This window comes from Bradyrhizobium sp. LA6.1 (genome assembly GCF_040547805.1).
GTDB lineage: Bacteria > Pseudomonadota > Alphaproteobacteria > Rhizobiales > Xanthobacteraceae > Bradyrhizobium > Bradyrhizobium barranii.
In genome coordinates this window covers 223,484-243,507 of record NZ_JBEPQK010000005.1, presented here as the reverse complement: position 1 = coordinate 243,507, position 20,024 = coordinate 223,484, and the positions used below count along the sequence as shown (strand labels likewise).

The following is a 20,024-nucleotide window of genomic DNA, read 5'->3' as shown; positions in this document are numbered from 1 at the left end:
CGACGCGCATTAGCGTTCGCCAAGCTCAAGAAAAGGCCGCGGGGTCTTTGGGCCTGTGCGGACAGGGTAGGAATGAAACCGACCGACATCGCGGCCCCCGACTACTTTCACAAAGTGGTCGATTGCCAGTGGGCCTGTCCTGCACACACCCCGGTTCCCGAATACATCCGACTGATCGCACAAGGCCGCTACAGCGACGCCTACATGATCAATTGGAAATCGAACGTGTTTCCCGGCATTCTGGGACGCACCTGCGATCGTCCATGCGAGCCGGCGTGCCGTCGCGGACGCGTCGAGGAAACGCCGGTAGCGATCTGCCGCCTCAAACGCGTCGCCGCTGATTTCAAGGACGACATCAGGCAGCGCCTGCCGCGCCCCTCGCCTAAGAACGGCAAGCGCGTTGCGTTCGTCGGCGGCGGCCCCGCCTCGCTGACGGTGGCGCGCGATCTTGCCCCGCTCGGCTATCACTGCACCGTGTTCGACGGCGATCCCGAGGCCGGCGGGATGATGCGCACGCAAATCCCGAAATTCCGCCTGCCCAATTCGGTCATCGACGAGGAGACCGGCTACATCCTGGGTCTCGGCGTCGAGTTCAAAGGCGGTCATCGCATCGAGAGCATGAAGGCGCTGCTCGCGGAGAAATACGACGCGATCTTCGTCGGCTCCGGCGCACCGCGCGGACGCGAGCTCGATGTTCCCGGCCGGAAAGAAGCTGCCGCCAACATCCATATCGGCATCGACTGGCTGTCCTCGGTGTCGTTCGGCCACACCGACAAGATCGGCAAGCGCGTGATCGTGCTCGGCGGCGGCAACACCGCGATGGATTGCTGCCGCACCGCGCGCCGTCTCGGCGGCGCAGACGTGAAGGTCATTGTGCGCTCCGGCTTCGAGGAGATGAAGGCCTCGCCTTGGGAGAAGGAAGACGCGATCCACGAGGACATCCCGATCCTCAACTACATGGTGCCGGTGGCATTCAAGCATGTCGCCGGCAAACTCATCGGCGTCACCTTCCAGCACGTCAAAGCCGAATACGACGCCAAAGGCCGCCGCAATCTGGTGCCTTCGGGCGACCCCGATCAGACCATTCCCTGCGACGACGTGCTGGTCGCGGTCGGCCAGGAGAACGCCTTCCCCTGGATCGAGCAGGATTGCGGCATTGAGTTCGACAAATGGCACATGCCCAAGGTCGATCCGAAGACCTTCGTCTCGACCAATCCGAAAGTGTTCTTCGGTGGTGACGCCGCGTTCGGCCCGAAGAACATCATCTGGGCCGTGGCGCAGGGCCACGACGCCGCGCTGTCGATCCACAAGATGCTCTCGGGCGATGACATCACCGAACGGCCGCTGCCGGAGGTGCAAATCTCCTCGCAGAAGATGGGCATCCACGAATGGAGCTATGACAACGACATCTCCAACGACAAGCGCTTCAAGGTTCCGCATCGCGACAAGGTGATTGCGCTGAAGGACATCCGCACCGAGGTCGAGCTCGGCTATGACGTCAAGCTGGCGCTGGGCGAAGCCGAGCGTTGCCTGAACTGCGACGTCCAGACCGTGTTCTCGACCTCGCTCTGCATCGAGTGCGACGCCTGCGTCGACATCTGCCCGATGGACTGCATCACCTTCACTGATAATGGCGAGGAAAGCGACCTACGCCATCGCCTGAAGGCGCCATCGCCGCATCCGGACCAGGACCTCTACGTCTCCAGCGACCTCAAGACCGGGCGCGTGATGGTCAAGGACGAGGACGTCTGCCTGCATTGCGGGCTGTGCGCCGAGCGTTGTCCCACCGGAGCCTGGGACATGCAGAAATATTTCATCGAGATGACTTACGCAGGTTCGACATGTCCGACAAAAAGCCGCTCAGCAGCGTAAACGACTTCGTCGTCCGCTTCGCCAACGTCAACGGCTCGGGCTCGGCCAGCGCCAACGAGATGTTCGCGCGCGCGATCCTGCGTCACGGCGTTCCGGTCTCCCCCCGCAACATCTTCCCCTCCAACATCCAGGGCCTGCCGACCTGGTACGAGGTGCGGGTGACGGAAGACGGCCATCTCGGCGCCCGTGGCGGCGTCGACATGATGGTGGCGATGAACCCGCAGACCTGGGACAAGGACATCGCCGGCATCGAGCCCGGCGGCTATCTGTTCTACGATTCCACCAAGCCGATGCCGTCGACCAAATTCCGCGATGACATCACCGTGATCGGGGTGCCGCTCACCGCGATCACAAACTCGACCTACACCGATCCGCGCCAGCGCCAGCTGTTCAAGAACATCATCTATCTGGGCAGCCTCTCGGCGCTGCTCGACATGGACCCGAAGCTGATCGAGCAGCTGATCGGCGAGCAGTACAAGGGCAAGGAGAAGCTGCTCTCCTCCAACGTCCATGCGCTGCATCTCGGCCGCGACTGGGCGCTGCAGAATTTGAAATGCCCGATCGGGCTGCGGGTGAAGAAAACCGACAAGGTCGGCGACCGCATCTTCATCGAGGGCAACAGCGCCGCCGCGCTCGGTGCGGTCTATGGCGGCGCCACCGTGTGCGCCTGGTATCCGATCACGCCGTCCTCGTCGGTGGCGGAGGCTTTCACCGCCCACTGCAAGAAGTACCGGCATGATCCTGAGACCGGCAAGGCGAAATACGCCATCGTCCAGGGCGAGGACGAGCTGGCTTCGATCGGTATCGTCATCGGCGCCTCCTGGAACGGCGCCCGCGCCTTCACCGCGACCTCCGGCCCGGGCATCTCCTTGATGACCGAATTCATCGGCCTCTCCTATTTCGCAGAGATCCCGGCCGTGATCATGAACATCCAGCGCGCCGGTCCCTCGACCGGCATGCCGACCCGCACCCAGCAATGCGACATCATTGCCTGCGCCTATGCCTCGCATGGCGACACCAAGCACGTGCTGCTGTTCCCGGAAGATCCGGCTGAGGCCTTCGAGTTCGCGGCGGCCGCATTCGATCTTGCCGAACGGCTCCAGACCACGATCTTCCTGATGCTCGACCTCGACATCGGGATGAACCACCGTCTTTGCCGCCCGCTGAAGTGGGACGACGCGAAACAGTATGACCGCGGCAAGGTGATGACCACGGAGATGCTGGAGGAAGGCCGCGACTTCGGCCGCTATCTCGACGTCGACGGCGATGGCATTCCCTACCGCACCTATCCCGGCACGCATCCGACCAAGGGCTCCTATTTCACCCGCGGCACCTCGCGCGATCGCTATGCACGCTACTCCGAGGAAGGCTCGGTCTATGCCGACAACATGCAGCGTCTGGTGCGCAAGTTCGAGACCGCGCAGGACCTGGTCCCGCGCCCGCTCCAGGCCAACGCGGAACGACCGACCAAATATGGCGTGATCTATTTCGGCTCGACCTCGCCCGCGATGGACGAGGCGATCGGCCTGCTGGAGGCGCGCGGGCATCAGCTCGACCGCCTGCGCATCCGCGCTTTCCCGTTCCACTCGAGCGTGGCGAGCTTCCTCGCCGAGCACGACTTCGTCTACGTGGTCGAGCAGAACCGCGACGCCCAGCTCCGCCAGCTCATCGTCAACGAGAACGGCATCGACCCGGTGCGCCTCGTGCCGATCGTGCATTATGACGGCACCCCGATCACCGCCCGCTACATCGCAAAAGCCATTGGCGACCACCAGGATCACCTCAAGGTGACCCCGCTCCGCAAGGCCGTGTCATGACCTATATTGCCAAGCCGAAGTTCCATCATCCGGGCCTCAAGAAGAACGAGCTCGGCTACACGCACCGCGACTACGAGGGCAAGATCTCGACCCTGTGCGCCGGCTGCGGCCACGACTCGATCACGGCCTCGATCATCGAAGCCTGCTACGAGCTCTCGATCGAACCGCATCGGGTCGCGAAGATTTCGGGCATCGGGTGCTCGTCGAAGACGCCGGACTATTTCCTCGGCAACTCGCACGGCTTCAACTCCGTGCACGGCCGCATGCCGTCGGTCTTGACCGGCGCCAACCTCGCCAACCGCGATTTGATCTATCTCGGCGTCTCCGGCGACGGCGATTCCGCCTCGATCGGCTTCGGCCAGTTCGCGCATTCGATCCGGCGCGGCGTCAACATGACCTATATCGTCGAGAACAACGGCGTCTACGGCCTGACCAAGGGCCAGTTCTCGGCGACCGCCGACCGCGGCTCGAAGTCCAAGAAAGGCGTGACCAACACCGACAACGCGATCGACCTCGTCGCGATCGCGCTGCAGCTAGGGGCCACCTTCGTCGCGCGCTCGTTCTCCGGCGACAAGAGCCAGCTGGTGCCGCTGATCGCCGCCGCGATCGGCCACAAGGGCGCATCCTTCATCGACGTCATCAGCCCCTGCATCGCCTTCAACAACCACGCCGGATCGACCAAGAGCTTCGACTATGTGCGGGAGCACAATGACGCCGTGAACCGGCTCGACGTGCTGGTCGGCCGCGATCCCATCGCCGTCGAGTATGCGCCGGGAACGGTGCAGGTGGTCGAGCAGCACGACGGCAGCAAGATCGCGCTGCGCAAGATCGACGCGGATTACGACCCGCACGACCGCCTCGGCGCCCAGACCTTCCTCCAGAAGCACGCCGCCAAGGGCCAGATCGTCACCGGTCTGCTCTACGTCGATCCCGATGCGGAAGACCTGCACACGCATCTCAACACGGTCGAGACGCCGCTCAATACGCTGGAGGCGGACACGCTGTGCCCGGGCTCGGCTGCGCTGGACAAGTTCAACGCCAGCCTGCGGTGATCATCGACCGCGCTCGACCGGCTGCCTGACACGTATGGTGATCTTCTCCGATACGACAGGCGGCTCGAACGGATAGTGCTTCGCGTCGCCCAGCACCAGCTGCAGCGTGTGCATCCCGGGTGGAAGTTCGAGCAGGGTTTCGGTCTGCCCCGCCCCGAAGTGCAGATGCGACTTGTCCTGCGGGATCGGCTCCTTGGGATCGATGGGATCGTTGACGTCGACCAGCAAATGATGATGGCCGGCGTTCTGGTACTCGTCGCCGGCGTGCGTCACGCCCATATTGCGCAAGCCGAACCGGACCCAGAACCCGCCCCGAACCTTCTGCCCGTCACGCGGGGTGATGAAATAAAGCTTGGCATCCTTGGGAGCGGTCTTGCCCTGCGGATAGGCGACGCCTGGAAGCAATGCGAGCGCCGCCGCCAAGGCGGCGCAACGAATGATCTGCATCGAAATGACTCCACCACTTAAGGACTTAGCGCAACGCGAAATCCATGCGTCGGATAACGAACATTGGTATCGTAGCCATCGCGGTTGGACGGCCTCACATATCTCGAATCGTTCTTCCATGAACCCGAGCGCAGGACATGCGACGAGCAGTCCCCGCCGGTCCATGCCGAGCCGTCACCGGGTGCGCCCTGATAGGTCCTGCGCCAGCAGTCCTCGACCCACTGATCGACACCGCCACCCATGTCGTGGAGGCCGAACGGGTTCGGCTTGAAGCTGCCGACCTTCGCCGGCTGCTCGGCCGCGAGGTCACCGCAATCCTTGCATCCCGCCATGCCCGGCTGGAGCTTGTCGCCCCACCAATATTTCGTCTGCGTCCCGCCGCGCGCGGCGTATTCCCATTCGGCTTCGCTCGGAAGCCGATACGACTTCTTTGTGGTCCGCGCGAGCCAGGCCGCATATTGCTGCGCGTCGGTCCAGCTCACATTGGTGATCGGCGCATCGTCCTTGCCAATGGCGGTGAAGCCGCACGCCTTTGCAGCCGCGCATTCGTTCCATTCCTGCACGGTCACCGGAAATTTGCCGATCGAGAACGGCTTGACCGTGACCTGGTGGACGGGACGTTCGGTCGGGTCGTCATTGCTTCCCATCGCGAAGCTGCCGCCGCGAATGGCGATCATCTCGGGTTCGCGGAGCGACGTGGCCGATGGGCTTGGTGCTGGACTTGACGCCGAAGCACTTGACGTCGAAGCACTTGGCGCGGAAGCACTTGGCGCCGGAGCACTTGACGCTGAAGCACTTGGCGCCGGAGCGGGTGATGGAGATGATGCCGCCAATGAAGGAGACGGCTGCGGCGTTTGTGTCGCGGCTTCTCGCGGTGCAGGTTGCGGGCTCGGTGATGCGACCGGAGCCGCAGTCGGCGCGGCGGCCTGCTGGTTCACCCTGCCCGACGGCTGCGCCAGCAGATACCACAACACACCGGAAGCGATCACGAGGAGCGTGATGCCCAGAAGGAAGATCAGGGTATTCTCGCGCCGGCCTCGCGTCCTCCCGACCGCATCTGCGTCCGGCAGCACGCGATAGACACGCACCGGATCGGTGATGTTCTTGACCTTGCGGTCGCCGAGCGACTCATAGCCGCACACCACCTTGTGTTTGATCTGCTCGTAGATCGCGCCGGAGATGTAGACCTGACCGGGCTCGGCGATACCCTCGATGCGCGTGGCGATGTTGACGCCGTCGCCGTAGACGTCGTCCGGCTCCACGATGACGTCACCGAGATTGACGCCAATCCGATATTCGATCCGGGAGTCCTTCGGAAGCGAAGCGTTGCGCCCGACGAGATTCTGCTGGATGACGATGCTGCAGCGAACGGCCTCGACGGGACTGTCGAAGATCGCGATGAAGCCGTCTCCCGTCGTCTTCACCAACGTTCCATGGTGTTCGACGATGCTGGGCTCGATGAGATCCCGCTCGATCCGCTTGACGCGAACATGCGTGCCTTCCTCGTCGGCCTGCATCAAGCGGCTGTAGGAAGCGATGTCACCGACGATGATTGCGGCGAGACGACGAGGCATCGAGCCGTGTGGAGGCGGCTCGTCATGATTTCCGGATCTGAAGTTACGAATCTCGCCCATTGCGGGGAACTCCACAAACGCGGGTGAGCTTACGACATCGAATTTCAGCTGTCTGTGAAGACTATCACATTGATGATCCGCGACAATCTCGTAGAAATCAGCGGCACCGAGTTCCCGGGCGGAATCGCCGCAAGGATTGAACCTTCTCGGACCGACAGCGGACTAAGGCTCGCGCGACCACCCGGCAACGCAGGCTATGCCTGCTTCGACCGCCGCTGCGATGCGCGGCATCTTACCCGATGCTGGCGATTCCTCGCCCGCTTCAGCTGACAGCCTCGGGCGCCGGTTCAGGCTCCGGCACGGAGTGGTCCGAAGGGGCCGGTCGTCCGGCGCCCCAATATTGCTTGCAGGTCTCGAGCAATGTCTTGACGTCCATGGTCAGGCCGCCCGCATTGACGATCACGCTGTCAGCGCCAAGCGTCTTGTTCATCAGCGACAGGGCACGCCTCAGGAAGCCCCCGGAGAATCGCCCGGCGACAAGGGGATCGAGCTTGAGCACCACGAACTTCTGCAGGCGCTGCTCCCAGATCTGTATCTTCCGCACGGAGCTCCAGGCGATGGTCTCGTCGGCGAGTCTGAGGTCGCGAATGCCGACACGGCTGATGAAGACGACCGGCGACCTGGCCGAGATCAACCTCCAGAGCATCCTGAAGGTGGCGAGGCCGAAAAACACCGCACCGACATAGCAGGCGGCGACCTCGAACGTGGTGATGTTCTTGCCTTGCTGCCACATGAATGCGAGCGCAGCGCAGAGCAGCGTCAGCAGCAGACCGGCGCCGAAAAACATCAGCAGCCGTCCCCGGGAATAGCCGATCGTAATGTTGGGCAAGTTCTGACCTACGGACATGTTCGACCGCCACCAGCCTTTTGCAGCAACCCTGGGTTTACGAACGCCCCTTCTCCCGAGTTATTAGGACTGGAACCTTGCGCGAGGCTGCCCACGGGAATGCAAGGCATCGGCACTTGAACGCGCGGCGTTCGGCTTGCGACTAACCGCCAGTCGGCTCTCACCCCCCTCCGATGCGGCCGTCAATGGTTCACGCGCCCGGTGCGATCATGAAAACCGCCGGAGCATCTTGTGGAGCGCCGTCTCGGCCCTGGGCGCGGCGCTTGGCGGCTCCAGCGCGAAGGCCGCGACGGAAGCCGGCACGGCCAACAAGCTCAAGGTCGTCTATCACCTCAGCGACGCCGAGAAGGTCAACTTCGTGCTCGGCAACATCCAGAACCACATTGACGGTGTCGGCGGTCCCCAACACGTCACAATCGCGCTGGTGATTCACGGGCCGGCGCTGAAGGCGTTTCACCGGGCACAGACCAACCCCGACGTCGGCAAGCGCGTCGGCGATTTCTCCAGGGACGATATCGAGCTCGCGGCGTGCGTCAACACCATGAAGGCGCAGAACGTCACGCTGACAGGTTTGCTGCCGGGCTTCGTCAGCGCGGAGAAGGGCGGCATGGTCCGCTTGGCCGAGCTCCAGTCGCAGGGTTATCTCTACCTGCGGCCCTAGGCGTCGAAGCCTTCCATTCTCGGGCTTGACTTATCCATAACTCTACGGTTATGAGTTAATCCATAACTTATAGGTTATGGATTTCACATGTCCGCCGCGCACGATCTTCTGTTCAGGACGCTCGCCGATCCGACCCGGAGGGCGATCTTCGAGCGGCTGTGCCGGGAGGGCGAGCAGACGGTCGGGGCACTGACGGCGACGTCAGGCGTTTCCCAGCCGGCGGTCTCAAAACATCTCGGCGCGCTGAAGCAGGCCGGGCTGGTGCGCGACCGCCATGCAGGACGCCAGACCCATTACAGCGCGCAGCCCGGCGCGCTCAATCCGCTGATCGACTGGACTGGCCAGATGGCCGGCTTCTGGCAGAACCGGCTCGATGCTCTCGACGATCTCCTGAAGAGGATGGACCAATGACCGAAGCTGCCGCCGAGATGCGCTCCGTGGTGATCGAGCGCGAATTTGCCTTTCCGGCCGAGCGGATCTGGCGCGCGCTGACGCAGCCGCATCTGATCGAGGAATGGCTGATGAAGAACGACTTCAAGCCGGTCGTCGGTCATCGCTTCAATCTTCGCGGCGAATGGGGCGGCGTGCTGGACTGCGAGGTCCTCACCATCGAGCCGCAGCGCGCGCTCGCCTATACCTGGAATTTCTCGCATGAGGACGCGGCGTTCGATCTGAAAAGCGTGGTGACCTTCACGCTGACACCGACGAACGCGGGCACGCATTTGCGCGTCGAGCAGGCGGGCTTCAGCCCGACGCAGAAGCAGGCCTATGGCGGCGCGCATGCCGGCTGGAAGCAGTTTTTCGCCAAGCTGGACGAGGTGCTGGCGCGGGCTGACTAGGTCCGTCGCCGGCCTTTATTCGATCATCTCAAGAGGAGGTTTCATTGACCGGGAATATGTGGGTTCGACAAATCCATCGCTGGCTGTCCATCGCTTTCACGCTCGCCGTGATCGCGAACATTGTTGCCCTGACGCTGCAAATCCAGGCCACGTGGATCGGGCTGCTGGCATTCGTCCCGCTGATTCCGTTGCTCGCGACCGGGCTCTACATGTTCGCGCTGCCCTATGTCAGCCGCCGCAGCGGCGCGCGGCAAGAGGCGTGATCATGAAGAAGGCTGTGACCGCGAAGACAGGCAGCGCGACGAAGACGGACGGCGCTTCGCCCTCCAGGATGATCGACGGCAGGATCAAGGAGCTCGGCGACTGGCGCGGCGAGATGCTGGGGCGAATCCGCGGCCTGATCAAGGAGGCCGATCCTGACGTCGTCGAGGAATGGAAATGGCGCGGCGTTCCCGTGTGGGAGCACGACGGCATCATCTGCACCGGCGAGACCTACAAGGCCGTCGTGAAGCTGACTTTCGCCAAGGGCGCGGCGCTGGATGACCCGGCCGGCCTGTTCAATTCCAGCCTCGAGGGAAACGTGCGCCGCGCGATCGACATTCGCGAAGGCGAAAAGATCAACGAGAAGGCGTTGAAGGCGCTCATTCGCGCGGGGGTGGAGCTGAACGCGTCCAAGAAGAAGCCGGCGAAGAAGCGATCGACTTAGACCACGTCAAGTCGATGCAAATTCTTGGTGACGGCCAGAGCAAGCGCCTCGTCCTTCGAGACGACCGCTCCGCGGTCTCCTCAGGATGAGGCTAAGCAGAAGCGCTGTCTGTCGACATAGCTCCCGCACACTCCGTCCTCATCCTGAGGGCCCGCCAGAGGCGGGCGCCTCGAAGGATGGGCCGCGGGCGAGCTACCGCCACGTCGATGTTCCAGCAGCTACCAGCCGTCTCAGGCCGCCGCCGGGATCGGGCGCGGGCTTACGACATATTCGCGCAGGACCTTGTCGTTGGCATCGACCTCGATCAGTGAGACGTCGTAAGTCCAGAGATCGGCGAGGTGCTGGAGCACGCGCTTGGCGTCGGTCTCGTTGAGCTGCGAGCCCTTGATGACGTGGTGATGCAGGATCAGCCGGCGGTCGCCGGAGAGATCGACGTCGACCACTTCGATATTGGCGTCGATGAAGCCGACGTCATGCTGCCGCGCCAGCTCGCGCCGCACCCGGCGGAAGCCGCGATCGTCGTGGATGGCATCGACCCGGATGCCGGCGCGCTCCTCGGGATCGTCGTGCAAGTGGAACATGCGGAAGTGCCGCATCAGCTTCGGGCTCAGGAACTGCGCGATGAAGCTTTCATCGCGGTAGTTGGCCCAGACGTCGCGCAGCACGCCCATCACGTCGTTCTTGCCGGCAATGTCGGGGAACCACTCGCGGTCCTCGTCTTCCGGCCTGGTGACGATGCGCTCGATGTCCTGCATCACGGCAAAGCCGAGCGCATAGGGATTGAAGCCGGAGAAGCGCGGATCGTCGAATTCGGGCTGGAACACCACGTTGGTGTGCGACTGCAGGAATTCGAGGAAATTGCCGTCGGAGATGCGGCCTTGCTGATGCAGCTTGGTCATGATGCGATAGTGGACGTAGGTCGCCGTCCCCTCGTTCATCACCTTGGTCTGGCTCTGCGGATAGAAATATTGCGCGATGTGGCGGACGATGCGCAAAAGCTCGCGCTGCCAGGGCGCCAGCCGCGGCGCGCTCTTCTCCAGGAAGTAGAGCAGGTTTTCCTGCGGCAGGCCGAGCAGCTTGCGGCGGCGTTCGATGCTGAGCGCGGAGCGGGTCTTCGACGCCCCCTTCGGCACGGTGCGCCAGAGGTCGTTGAAGACCTCCTCCTCGTGCTGACGGCGGCGCCCTGCCCGCTTCTCCTCGGCGCGCAGATCCAGCTTCTTCTTGCCGGGATAGCGGTCGATGCCGTGCGACATCAGCGCATGCGCGGCATCCAGGGTGCGCTCGACCTCGACGCGGCCGTAGCGCTCCTCGCAGGTCATCACGTAGTTCTTGGCAAAGTCGAGATAGTCCAGAATGCCGTCGGCGTCGGTCCACTGCTTGAACAGATAGTTGTTCTTGAAGAAGTGGTTGTGGCCGAAGGCGGCGTGGGCGATCACCAGCGTCTGCATCGTCGCCGTGTTCTCCTCCATCAGATAGGAGATGCAGGGCGAGGAGTTGATCACGATCTCATAGGCGAGCCCCATCAGGCCCTTGCGGTACGAGGCCTCGTGGAACGCGAAGTGCTTGCCGAACGACCAGTGCTTGTAGAACAGCGGCATGCCGACCGACGAGTAGGCATCCAGCATCTGCTCGGCGGTGATGACCTCGATCTGGTTCGGATAGACGTCGAGCCCGAGATCCTTCGTCGCCACCTCCTCGCAGGCATCGGTGATGCGCTGCAAGGTGTGGAAATCCCAATCGGCGCCTTCGAACAAGCGTTCCGTCATGGAGCGGCTTTCTCCTGGGAAGTTTCGCGGCGCTGGAACAGATCGTGGAACACCGGGAAGATCTCGCTGCGCTCGCTGACCTTGCGCATCGAGAGCGGTGCGCCGCTGTTGCGCAGGCGGTCGTAGAGGGTCCAGAGCGAGGAGTCGGAGAGATCGAAGGCGCTGCCGCCGGACTCCCCGACCTCGAGATAGGCAAAGAACTGGCAGACCGGCAGGATCTTGTCGGTCAGCAGCATGCCCGTGAGTTCGCCGTCGGAATAGGAATTGTCGCCGTCGGAGGCCTGCGCTGCGTAGATGTTCCAGTCCGCCGGGTTGAAGCGCTCGCGCACGATCTCATGCATGGCGTGGAGCGCGCTGGAGACCAGCGTGCCGCCCGAGGCCGGACCGTAGAAGAAGGTCTGCTCGTCGACCTCCTCGGCGCGGTCGGTGTGGCGGATGAAGACGATCTCGACATGCTTGTAGCGCCGCTTCAGGAACACGTAGAGCAGCATGTAGAAACGCTTGGCGAGATCCTTCATGTGCTCGGACATCGAGCCGGAGACGTCCATCAGGCAGAACATCACCGCCTGCGCGACCGGCCGCGGCACCTTCTCGTAGCGGCGGTAGCGGATATCGAGCGGATCGACGAAGGGAATGCGCTTCGTCCTCGCCTTCAGCCTTTCGAGCTCGGCGAGCAGCACCACACGCTCGTCCTCGTCGGTGCATGCCGCGATCGCAGCTTCCAGCTCCTCGATCTCCTCCTTGCGGGGACGCTTGAGCGCGATGCGGCGCGCCAGCGCGAGCTTCACCGTCCGGCTGACCGAGATGTTGGCGGGCGAGCCGGACGTGGTGTAGCCGGCGCGCTGGATGCCCTCGCTCTCGGTCTGCGCGATCTTGCGCTTGGCAAGATCCGGCAGCTCGAGGTCGTCGAGGAACAGATCCACGAACTCGTCGCGGGAGAGGACGAAGCGGAACGCGTCCTCGCTGTCGCCTTCGCCGGGACCGGAATCCTTGGCGCTGCCCTGGCCGGATCGCTGGAGGTAATCGCCCTCGATGAACTTCTTGTTCCCGGGCAACACCATGTCGCGCGTTCCGCCTTCACGGCGGAAACGCGGCTCGTGCATGCCGTCGAGCGGTATCGTGACCTCACCACCCTCCAGGACGTCCTTGATGTCGCGTTCCTGCGAGGTCTTCTTGACGGCGCCCTGCACCAGGGATTTGGCCCGACGCAAGAACCGCTGCCGGTTCTCAAGACTCTTGCCGCCTGGATTCAGGCGCCTGTCAATAATGTGAATGGGCACTTTTCCATCCGCTCCATCCGCCTCAACCGGCCTGCTTCACACGCATGTACCATTCGACGAGCCGGCGAACCTGACGCTCGGTGTAGCCGCGCTCCACCATGCGTGCGACGAACTCGCCGTGCTTCTTCTCCGTCTCGCCGTCCTTCTTCGACCCGAAGGAGATGACCGGAAGCAGGTCCTCGACCTGCGAGAATATCCGCTTTTCGATCACGTCGCGAATCTTCTCGTAGGAAATCCAGGTCGGATTCTTGCCTCCGTTCTGGGCCCGCGACCGTAACGAGAATTTGACCACCTCGTTGCGGAAGTCCTTCGGGTTGGCGATACCCGCCGGCTTCTCGATTTTGGTCAGTTCCTGGTTCAAAAGCTCGCGATCGAGCAGCTGGCCGGTGTCGGCATCCTTGAAGTCCTGATCCTCGATCCAGGCATCGGCGTAGTCGACGTAGCGGTCGAACAGATTCTGGCCGTAATCCGAGTAGGATTCGAGATAGGCCTTCTGGATCTCGTTGCCGATGAACTCGGCGTAGCGCGGCGCCAGGTCCGCCTTGATGAATTCGAGATAGCGCTTCTCGACTTCCTCGGGGAGCTGCTCGCGGCGGATCGACTGCTCCAGCGCGTACATCAGATGCACGGCGTCGGCGGCGACTTCCTGCGGATCGTGGTTGAAGGTCGCAGCCAGGATCTTGAAGGCAAATCGGGTGGAGACGCCGTCCATGCCTTCGTCGACGCCGGCGGCATCGCGATATTCCTGGACGCTCCGTGCCTTCGGATCGGATTCCTTCAGGCTCTCGCCGTCATAGACCCGCATCTTGCCGAACAGCGTGGAGTTCTCGTGCTTGCGCAGACGCGACATCACCGAGAACCGCGCCAGCGTCTCCAGGGTCGAGGGTGCGCACGGCGCGGCCGCCAGCTCCGAACCCTGGATCAGCTTTTCGTAGATCTTCTGCTCTTCGGTGGCCCGGAGGCAGTACGGCACCTTGATCACGCAGATGCGGTCGATGAAGGCCTCGTTGTTCTTGTTGGCCTTGAAGCTCGACCACTCGGCTTCGTTCGAGTGCGCGAGGATCACGCCGGTGAAGGGGATCGCGCCGATATTCTCGGTGCCGATGTAGTTGCCCTCCTGCGTTGCGGTGAGCAGCGGGTGCAGCATCTTGATCGGCGCCTTGAACATCTCGACGAATTCAAGGATGCCCTGGTTGGCGCGGTTGAGGCCGCCCGAATAGCTGTAGGCGTCGGGATCGTTCTGCGCGTAGGTCTCGAGCTTGCGGATATCGACCTTGCCGACCAGCGAGGAGATGTCCTGGTTGTTCTCGTCACCAGGCTCGGTCTTGGAGACCGCGATCTGGCGCAGCCGCGACGGCTGGATTTTTGCGACTCTGAACTGAGAAATGTCACCGCCGAAGGCTTCCAGCCGCTTGTAGCACCACGGGCTCATCAGGCCGGTGAGGCGACGGCGCGGAATGCCGTACTTCTCTTCCAGCATCGGTCCGAGATGATCGGGATCAAACAGGCTGAGCGGGCTTTCAAACACCGGGCTCAATTCATCGCCGGCTTTGAGCACGTAGATCGGCTGCACTTCCATCAGCGACTTGAGCCGCTCGGCGAGCGAGGATTTGCCGCCGCCGACGGGGCCGAGCAGATAGAGGATCTGCTTGCGCTCCTCCAGGCCCTGCGCCGCGTGACGGAAGAAACCGACGATGCGCTCGATGGTTTCTTCCATGCCGTAGAAGCCGGCGAAGGCCGGATAGGTCCGGATGGTGCGGTTCAAAAAAATACGGCCAAGGCGTGGGTCCTTGGCCGTGTCAATCGTCTGAGGCTCACCGATCGCTGCTAGCAGTCGTTCGGCCGCGTTCGCGTATTTCATGGGATCGCTTCGACACGATTCCAGATATTCCGCCATCGACATGTCGTGTTGGCTTCTCGCCTCGAACGACTTAGCGAAAGCGTTGAATAGAGAATCGTTATACATGATCCCTCTCCGCGTGAGTTCCGCCACAAGCTGAAACGAAAGCAGTTACCGGACCGTTCCTCAGGCCATTTCGAATCAGCGTGAGCACATGACGATCATTGGACACCCTGGTGCCAACACGACGCAACGCACAACGTAGGCACTCGTTGAGTTACGAACAGGCACATGCCTGTAATTTGTGCGAATCTGTATCTATCTTCGCTCATTTCCAGAAAATGTCACTTGGTCGCAACATCCGGGCATTACCGGGGATGAGCCCATCCGGCACTGCAACATGGAGCGATCTGCGAGCGGCAATCTTGTGACGCTTGTACGGCGAAGCCTTGCGTGCCGCGTTCATCTTCCTGCTGCAATGCGGTGCGCGCAGCGCTCGCAGCATGACAATCGCGGCAAGCGCGCAGCAGTGTATCAAAATCGGTCGCCAAACCCTCGGAGCGGATGACAATCCGTTCATTCTGCCGTTCATTCTCCGCACGGGTCGCCAAGGTGCTGATGGTGCAGAGCTGCCGCTGCAAGGCCGGCGTCAGCGTCAGCACGATCGCCTTGTGGCCGCGGCCTTCCTCAGCCGAAATCTCCGCAATCGAGTCCCACAGCAGAAATTCGTTGCCGATGCGGAGGTCGCGGATGCCATAGGGGGTGACGATCACCACCGGTCCCCGCTCGGCGGGCAGCAGCCAGATCAGCCGGCCGGTCACCAGGCCGAACAGCACGACGCCGGCATAGCCGACCGTCGTATCGTAGTCGCCCAGACCGTCCCACCAGTCGAAGGCAAGGGTCGCGCTGAACAGGGTCAATGCGAAACCCGCCGCGACCAGCAGCCGCAGCTGGGTCGTACATGGACTGATTTCGAGATCGTGGGTCGCATCGATGCATGCGGCTGGCGCGACCGATTGCGGGCTGTCGGCAACAGCGAGCGTCAGGCGGTCATGATGTGCGTGCATGCTTTTCCCCAGCATGGCCATTCGCGGCCGAGCGACGATCTATCAGGCGGACCGTAATCCGCTGATGACACTCCGCGCAGACTGGGCTGACGAGACGAAGCGGCTACGTTGCGAAACGAGCCCTTGGCCATTGCTCCGGCCGACGACTTTTTACGCAATACAGCTACTTCCGCCTGGATCGCCATGATCGCGACGGAGTTACACTGGAGGGTAAGACGCCTATCCCCTTGATTGGTTCCCTCCCGGGAGCATGTAGGCTAGAGGATAGCGCGTCAGGACCGGCGCGGAAACCCCTCGCCCGCAGGCTTGGAGATAAATAAACATCATGAATCCTGTCAAAGAACTGGAAAAGCACGGACAAGCCGTCTGGCTGGACTTCCTGGCCCGTGGCTTCATCGCCAAGGGCGACCTGAAGCGGCTGATCGACACCGACGGCGTCAAGGGCGTCACCTCTAACCCGTCGATCTTCGAGAAGGCGATTGGCAGTTCGGACGAGTATGACGCCCCGATCGGCAAGGCGCTGAAGCGCGGCGACCGGACCGTGGCCGACCTGTTCGAGGCCGTCGCGATCGAGGACATCCAGAACGCCGCGGACGTGCTCCGCCCGGTCTATGACCGCCTGAGGGCCGGCGACGGCTATGTCAGCCTGGAAGTTTCGCCCTATCTGGCGATGGACACCGCCGGCACGGTCGCCGAGGCGCGGCGGCTCTGGAAGGATGTCGACCGCAAGAACCTGATGGTGAAGGTGCCGGCGACGCCGGAGGGCCTGCCGGCGATCGAGACGCTGATCGGCGACGGCATCAGCATCAACATCACGCTGTTGTTCGCCAGGGACGTCTACCTCCAGGTCGCCGAGGCCTATCTCGCCGGTCTGGAAAAATACGTCGCCGGCGGCGGCGACCCGTCGCACGTGGCGAGCGTCGCGAGCTTCTTCGTCAGCCGCATCGACTCGGTCGTCGACAAGCAGCTCGACGAGAAGATCGCCCGCGCCAACGATCCATCCGAGAAGGAGCGGCTCGCCGCGCTGAAGGGCAAGGTCGCGATCGCCAACGCCAAGGTCGCCTACCAGGATTACAAGCGCCTGTTTTCCGGCTCGCGCTGGGACAAGCTCGCTGCCAAGGGCGCCAAGCCGCAGCGGATGCTGTGGGCCTCTACCGGCACCAAGAACAAGGACTACAGCGACGTGCTCTATGTCGAGGAGCTGATCGGTCCCGACACCATCAATACCGTGCCGCCGGCGACGCTCGACGCGTTCCGCGACCACGGCAAGCCGCGCGACAGCCTGGAAGAGAACGTCGACGACGCCCGCCGCGTGCTGGAAGAACTGGAGCGCTCCGGCGTTTCGCTCGAGGCGATCACCGAGGAGCTCGTCAAGGACGGCGTCAAGCAGTTCGCCGATGCCGCCGACAAGCTCTATGGCGCCGTCGCCCACAAGCGGGCGACCGTGCTCGGGCCTGCGATCGACCACCAGCTTCTCTCGCTCGGCGACGGCCTCGGCAAGGCGGTGGCCAAGAGCACCGAGGAATGGCGCGCCTCGGCAAAGATCCGCAGGCTGTGGCAGCGCGACAAATCGGTCTGGACCGGCACCGACGAGGACAAATGGCTCGGCTGGCTCGACAGCGCGGCGAAGGCCGACGTCGCCGACTACGAGGACTATGCGAGCCGCGTGAAGGGCCAAAAGTTCTCCGATGCCGTCGTGCTCGGCATGGGCGGATCGAGCCTTGGCCCCGAGGTGCTGGCCGAGACGTTTGCGCGGAAGTCCGGCTTCCCGAAATTGCACGTGCTGGATTCCACCGATCCGGCACAGGTCCGGGCAATGGAGGCCAGGATCGACATCGCCAACACCGTGTTCATCGTGTCCAGCAAGTCCGGCGGGACCACCGAGCCGAACGCGATGAAGGATTATTTCCACGAACGCGTCGCACAGGCGGTCGGGCCGAAAGTGAAGACCGGCCATCGCTTCATCGCGGTGACCGATCCCGGCTCGTCGCTGGAGAAGGCGGCGAAGAGCCTCAACTACGCCCGCATCTTCCATGGCGAACCCTCGATCGGCGGCCGCTATTCGGTGCTCTCGCCGTTCGGCCTGGTGCCGGCGGCGACCGCGGGCATCGACGTCAAGACGCTGATCAAGCACGCGCTCTCCATGGCCCGCTCCTGCGGACCCGACGTGCCGCCAGGTGAGAACCCGGGCGTCCAGCTCGGCCTTGCCATGGGCCTCGCTGGCCTCGAAGGGCGCGACAAGGTGACGATCCTGTCGTCGAAGAAGATCGCCGATTTCGGCGCCTGGGCCGAACAGCTGATCGCGGAATCGACCGGCAAGGAAGGCAAGGGCCTGATCCCGATCGCCGGCGAACCGCTCGGCGAGCCCGCGCTCTACGGCAACGACCGCTTCTTCATCGACATTCGCACCGAAGGCGAAGCGGACCCAGCGCATGACTCCAAGCTTGCCGCGGTCGAAGCCGCCGGCCATCCCGTCGTGCGCATCGTGATGAAATCGATCGACCATCTCGGTCAGGAGTTCTTCCGCTTCGAGATGGCGACGGCGGTCGCCGGCAGCATCCTCGGCATCAACCCGTTCGACCAGCCGGACGTGGAAGCGGCCAAGATCAAGACCCGCGAGCTCACCGCGTCGTTCGAGAGGACCGGCGCATTGCCGGCCGAACAGCCGGTGGTCAGCACCGACGAGGCCGATCTCTACACCGACGAGGCCAACGCCACGGCGCTGCGCGCCGCCGGCGCCAACGGCGACCTCACCTCGTGGCTGAAAGCGCATCTCTCCCGCTCGGGCCGTGGCGACTATGTCGCCCTGCTCGGCTACATCGCGCGCGACAAGGCGACGATCGACGCACTCCAGACGATGCGTCTCGAAGTGCGCGAGAAGCGTCACGTCGCGACCTGCGCCGAGTTCGGGCCGCGCTTCCTGCATTCGACCGGGCAGGCCTACAAGGGCGGGCCCGACAGCGGCGTGTTTCTCCAGATCACGGCCGACGATGCCAAGGACTTGTCGGTGCCGGGCCAGAAGGCGAGCTTCGGCGTGATCAAGGCCGCGCAGGCGCGCGGCGACTTCGACGTGCTCACCGAGCGCGGCCGGCGCGCGCTCAGGGTCCACCTCAAGGGCGGGCTCAAGAAAGGCCTCGCGGCGCTCAACGCCGCGCTTAACGATGCGCTGAATTAAGGAATATCTCGATGCAACTCGGCATGATCGGCCTCGGCCGGATGGGCGGCAACATCGTTCGCCGCCTGATGCGCCATGGTCATACGACCGTGGTCTACGACAAGGACGCCAAGGCCGTCGCGGGTCTCGCCGCAGACGGCGCGCAGGGCTCGGCGACGCTGGAAGAGTTCGTCGCCAAACTGGAGCGGCCGCGCACAGCCTGGGTGATGCTGCCGGCCGGCCACATCACCGAGACGACGATCGACACCATCGCGGGCGTGATGCAGGAAGGCGACGTCATCATCGACGGCGGCAACACGTTCTGGCAGGACGACGTCCGCCGCGGCAAGGCGCTGAAGGAGCGCGGCATCCATTATGTCGACGTCGGCACCTCCGGCGGAGTCTGGGGGCTCGACCGCGGCTATTGCATGATGATCGGCGGCGAGAAGCAGGTGGTCGACCGGCTCGATCCGATCTTCGCCGCGCTCGCGCCCGGCGCCGGCGACATTCCGCGCACGGAGGGACGTGAGGGGCGCGATGCCCGCATCGTGCAGGGCTACATCCATGCAGGTCCCGTGGGCGCCGGCCATTTTGTCAAGATGATCCACAACGGCATCGAATACGGCCTGATGCAGGCCTATGCCGAAGGTTTCGACATCCTCAAGAATGCCAACATCGAGGCCTTGCCGGCTGATCATCGCTACGATTTCGACCTCGCCGACATCGCCGAGGTGTGGCGGCGCGGCAGCGTGATCCCGTCCTGGCTGCTCGACCTCACCTCGACGGCGCTCGCCGACAGCCCTGCATTGGCGGAATATTCCGGCTTCGTCGAGGATTCCGGCGAAGGCCGCTGGACCGTGAATGCGGCAATCGACGAGGCCGTGCCGGCCGAAGTTTTGACCGCGGCCCTCTACACACGTTTCCGTTCCCGCAAGGAACACACCTTCGCCGAAAAAATTCTCTCCGCAATGCGCGCGGGCTTCGGCGGTCACAAGGAGCCGAAGCAGCCGGGCGCTTCGAAACCCAAATAAGAGCCGAAGTA

General features: G+C 63.3%; 17 protein-coding genes. 10 read left to right on the top strand and 7 right to left on the bottom strand.

All coding sequences use genetic code 11. From position 1 onward, the window contains the following. Window positions 1-72: 72 nt before the first annotated feature. Genes ABIB99_RS14945 through ABIB99_RS14935 form a run of 3 tightly spaced genes read left to right on the top strand, consistent with a single transcriptional unit; the run spans window position 73 to window position 4,741 of the window. A complete protein-coding gene (locus ABIB99_RS14945) occupies window positions 73-1,872 on the top strand; it encodes an FAD-dependent oxidoreductase (protein ID WP_354176361.1) in 1,800 nt (599 codons plus the stop codon). Beyond that, entirely contained in the window at window positions 1,842-3,689 is a 1,848-nt protein-coding gene (locus ABIB99_RS14940; protein ID WP_071910167.1) for a 2-oxoacid:acceptor oxidoreductase subunit alpha, read from the top strand. Before ABIB99_RS14945 ends, ABIB99_RS14940 begins: the two co-directional genes overlap by 31 nt. Beyond that, entirely contained in the window at window positions 3,686-4,741 is a 1,056-nt protein-coding gene (locus ABIB99_RS14935) for a 2-oxoacid:ferredoxin oxidoreductase subunit beta (RefSeq protein ID WP_063981419.1), read from the top strand. Before ABIB99_RS14940 ends, ABIB99_RS14935 begins: the two co-directional genes overlap by 4 nt. On the opposite strand, the gene ABIB99_RS14930 is transcribed toward ABIB99_RS14935, so the two are convergent. The 3 genes from ABIB99_RS14930 to ABIB99_RS14920 all read right to left on the bottom strand — a co-directional run bounded on the left by ABIB99_RS14930 (window position 4,742) and on the right by ABIB99_RS14920 (window position 7,669). Continuing rightward, window positions 4,742-5,188: a DUF4399 domain-containing protein gene (locus ABIB99_RS14930; protein ID WP_063981418.1), complete on the bottom strand. Its 447-nt coding sequence runs from the start codon at window positions 5,186-5,188 to the stop codon at window positions 4,742-4,744. Window positions 5,189-5,205: 17 nt separating this feature from the next. Further along, complete coding sequence (locus ABIB99_RS14925) at window positions 5,206-6,822, bottom strand: SUMF1/EgtB/PvdO family nonheme iron enzyme (RefSeq protein ID WP_354176360.1); 1,617 nt, start codon at window positions 6,820-6,822, stop codon at window positions 5,206-5,208. Window positions 6,823-7,084: 262 nt separating this feature from the next. After that, window positions 7,085-7,669, bottom strand: a complete 585-nt coding sequence (locus ABIB99_RS14920; protein ID WP_354176358.1) for an STM3941 family protein — start codon at window positions 7,667-7,669, stop codon at window positions 7,085-7,087. Between the two features lie 229 nt (window positions 7,670-7,898). Between ABIB99_RS14920 and ABIB99_RS14915 the strand changes: the two genes are divergently transcribed. The 5 genes from ABIB99_RS14915 to ABIB99_RS14895 all read left to right on the top strand — a co-directional run bounded on the left by ABIB99_RS14915 (window position 7,899) and on the right by ABIB99_RS14895 (window position 9,875). Further along, window positions 7,899-8,330, top strand: coding sequence for a DsrE family protein (locus ABIB99_RS14915; protein WP_354176356.1), 432 nt, complete (start codon window positions 7,899-7,901; stop codon window positions 8,328-8,330). A gap of 87 nt (window positions 8,331-8,417) precedes the next feature. Further along, window positions 8,418-8,741, top strand: coding sequence for an ArsR/SmtB family transcription factor (locus ABIB99_RS14910; protein WP_028147048.1), 324 nt, complete (start codon window positions 8,418-8,420; stop codon window positions 8,739-8,741). Next, window positions 8,738-9,169: an SRPBCC family protein gene (locus tag ABIB99_RS14905; protein WP_014492803.1), complete on the top strand. Its 432-nt coding sequence runs from the start codon at window positions 8,738-8,740 to the stop codon at window positions 9,167-9,169. The genes ABIB99_RS14910 and ABIB99_RS14905 overlap by 4 nt, the downstream gene beginning before the upstream one ends. Before the next feature lie 44 nt (window positions 9,170-9,213). Continuing rightward, the gene (locus ABIB99_RS14900; protein ID WP_071910157.1) at window positions 9,214-9,432 is read left to right on the top strand and encodes a hypothetical protein; all 219 of its coding nucleotides are present in this window, start codon (window positions 9,214-9,216) and stop codon (window positions 9,430-9,432) included. 2 nt (window positions 9,433-9,434) lie between these two features. Then, window positions 9,435-9,875: a DUF1801 domain-containing protein gene (locus tag ABIB99_RS14895; RefSeq protein WP_354176354.1), complete on the top strand. Its 441-nt coding sequence runs from the start codon at window positions 9,435-9,437 to the stop codon at window positions 9,873-9,875. Between the two features lie 230 nt (window positions 9,876-10,105). Here the strand turns inward: ABIB99_RS14895 and ABIB99_RS14890 are convergent, their stop codons facing one another. The 4 genes from ABIB99_RS14890 to ABIB99_RS14875 form a co-directional block, all read right to left on the bottom strand. Then, window positions 10,106-11,641, bottom strand: coding sequence for a SpoVR family protein (locus tag ABIB99_RS14890; protein WP_028147051.1), 1,536 nt, complete (start codon window positions 11,639-11,641; stop codon window positions 10,106-10,108). Then, the gene (locus ABIB99_RS14885; RefSeq protein ID WP_208089552.1) at window positions 11,638-12,915 is read right to left on the bottom strand and encodes a YeaH/YhbH family protein; all 1,278 of its coding nucleotides are present in this window, start codon (window positions 12,913-12,915) and stop codon (window positions 11,638-11,640) included. The genes ABIB99_RS14890 and ABIB99_RS14885 overlap by 4 nt, the downstream gene beginning before the upstream one ends. 28 nt (window positions 12,916-12,943) lie before the next feature. Further along, complete coding sequence (locus ABIB99_RS14880) at window positions 12,944-14,887, bottom strand: PrkA family serine protein kinase (protein ID WP_063981411.1); 1,944 nt, start codon at window positions 14,885-14,887, stop codon at window positions 12,944-12,946. Window positions 14,888-15,129: 242 nt separating this feature from the next. Further along, a complete protein-coding gene (locus tag ABIB99_RS14875; RefSeq protein WP_354176352.1) occupies window positions 15,130-15,849 on the bottom strand; it encodes an STM3941 family protein in 720 nt (239 codons plus the stop codon). Window positions 15,850-16,153: 304 nt separating this feature from the next. Here ABIB99_RS14875 and ABIB99_RS14870 point away from each other — a divergent pair, with 304 nt between their 5' ends. After that, window positions 16,154-19,003, top strand: coding sequence for a bifunctional transaldolase/phosoglucose isomerase (locus ABIB99_RS14870; protein WP_354176351.1), 2,850 nt, complete (start codon window positions 16,154-16,156; stop codon window positions 19,001-19,003). An 11-nt stretch (window positions 19,004-19,014) separates the two neighbouring features. After that, on the top strand, window positions 19,015-20,013 hold the full coding sequence (gene gnd / locus ABIB99_RS14865; protein ID WP_354176349.1) for a phosphogluconate dehydrogenase (NAD(+)-dependent, decarboxylating): 999 nt from the start codon (window positions 19,015-19,017) through the stop codon (window positions 20,011-20,013). Window positions 20,014-20,024: the final 11 nt, after the last annotated feature.